General features: G+C 48.0%; 2 protein-coding genes. Both read left to right on the top strand.

The features are described from left to right. Nucleotides 1-630, top strand: a 630-nt coding sequence (locus Q0294_RS13910; RefSeq protein WP_299466442.1) for a ferredoxin reductase, incomplete at its 5' end; no start/stop codon positions are given. Nucleotides 631-636: 6 nt separating this feature from the next. Next, the coding region (locus Q0294_RS13905; protein ID WP_299466439.1) for a DmsC/YnfH family molybdoenzyme membrane anchor subunit at nt 637-2138 on the top strand (1502 nt) is incomplete at its 3' end.

Below are 2138 nucleotides of genomic sequence, written 5' to 3'. Positions count from 1 at the left end.
CCAGGCATGTTTGTCAAGGTTTGTCTCAACATCAATGAAGAAGAGGTCTGGCGCAGTTTTACGATCAGTTCTTCTCCCACGCGTCCTGATAGAATCGATTTGACTATCAAGCGGAATCGCCAGGGGCAGGTGGGGAATTATTTTTTTGAACATGTTCGTCCGGGAAGTAAGATTCCGGTCAAAGGCCCGCTAGGCCAGTTTTATTTTGATCCGAATCTTCATACAGAATCCATTGTGCTGCTCTGTGCGGGAATTGGGATCACCCCCATGATGAGTATTGTCCGCAATCTCTGTGACTCTAAGCTGAATAATCCCTGCTATTTATTTTATGGTGCCAGAACACACCGGGATATTATTTTCGATCATGAAACCCGGCAGTTAATCACACAAATGCCGGGGTTTCAGTACTTCCTCACACTTTCCCAACCCGCCCCCCATTGGTTGGGTTATTGCGGCTACCTCAATTTTGATTTTATTCTGTCGAAGATTCCTCAAGTTCCGGTGCCACGTTATTTTCTGTGTGGCCCAGGAAGTTTCAATCAGGATTTTGAAGAACAACTATTGAAAATTGGTGTTCCGCAATCATTAATTCACACCGAACAATTTCATAAAAAACGAAAGTCTGAATAGACACGCATGAATTTCGACGTCGACGGACACAATCAGAACTCCAGCATATCTTTTGAAGCTGCCTCTTCGTTTTCACAAGCAAACTCTGCCCGCAATACAGATTTCAATCTGATCGCGATACTCCTGAAAGAACAGCAGATATTGACTGCCGTCGATCAGTTTGCAAAAAAGTATGACGCACAGGCGTTACCAGCCCAGTCACGCTATTACGCAGATCTGATTCCTTCCGGCGTCCCTCAATCAGGTGAACAATATGCGTTTGAAGTGGATCTGGATCGCTGCTCCGGCTGCAAAGCCTGTGTCAGTGCCTGCCATTCACTGAATGGACTGGACGAAAACGAAACGTGGCGAGATGTAGGCCTGCTTATCGGTGGTTCTAATCAGGACCCTGTTTATCAGCACGTCACCACCGCCTGCCATCACTGTCTGGAGCCGGCATGTATGCAGGCCTGTCCGGTGAATGCTTATGAAAAAGATCCACTCACCGGCATCGTCAAACATCTGGATGATCAATGCTTTGGCTGTCAGTATTGTACATTAGCCTGTCCGTACGATGTTCCCAAATATCAGAGTCATAAGGGGATCGTCCGTAAATGCGATATGTGCAGTCAGCGTTTATCCGACGGCGAAGCACCTGCCTGCGTACAGGCATGTCCCCATCAGGCAATCGCCATTGAGATCGTCAATCAGGAACGGGTAATTGCCGATTCGGAGATCAATCAATTTCTACCCGGGGCACCAGATCCGCAACATACCTTTCCCACAACAACCTATAAATCAGCAAAACCATTCCCCCGTAATACTTTGCCGGCAGACTATTATTCCGCCAGCCCGCAACACGCTCACCTGCCTCTGGTAATTATGCTGGTTCTCACACAACTTTCTGTCGGGGCGTTTCTTACCGGCTCGGCTCTGGAATATTTTCTCAGTGCTGAAACAACGGCGGTCATGACCCGCTTGTATGCGACGAGCGGACTGTTTTTTGGCTTAGTCGCATTGGGTGCCAGTACACTTCATCTGGGCCGCCCCATGTATGCCTTTCGTGGTATTCTGGGCCTGAAACATTCCTGGTTGAGTCGCGAAATCCTGGCTTTCGGCGCCTTCGCCGGCACCGCTATGGTTTACGCCATGCTGACCTGGGTTTCTGCTTCCGCTTTTCCGGACCTGAAGACCTGGCAGCCGCTTGCCGGTCGTTTTGTCGGCATTGTCGGAGTGGTCGGTATTTTCTGCTCGATCATGATTTATGTGTTTACCAAGCGGGAATTCTGGAGTTTTGAATCAACGGCTGCCAAGTTTTCTCTCACCGCTATTCTATTGGGAATTGCTTCGACCTGGTTGACGATTTTGATTCTGAATTTGACTGATAATTCTCCTGAATCAAATCTGCTGATCGCTCAAGCAGGCCCCATACTCTCTAAGGCATTGATTGTGACATCAATCATTAAACTCAGTTTTGAAGCTTCGATTTTCAGGTATCTGATTCGAAGACAGAATTCTCCCCTCAAACG

The organism is uncultured Gimesia sp., assembly GCF_937919775.1.
In the GTDB taxonomy this organism is placed as follows: domain Bacteria; phylum Planctomycetota; class Planctomycetia; order Planctomycetales; family Planctomycetaceae; genus Gimesia.
This window is presented reverse-complemented; position numbering and strand designations above follow the sequence as displayed.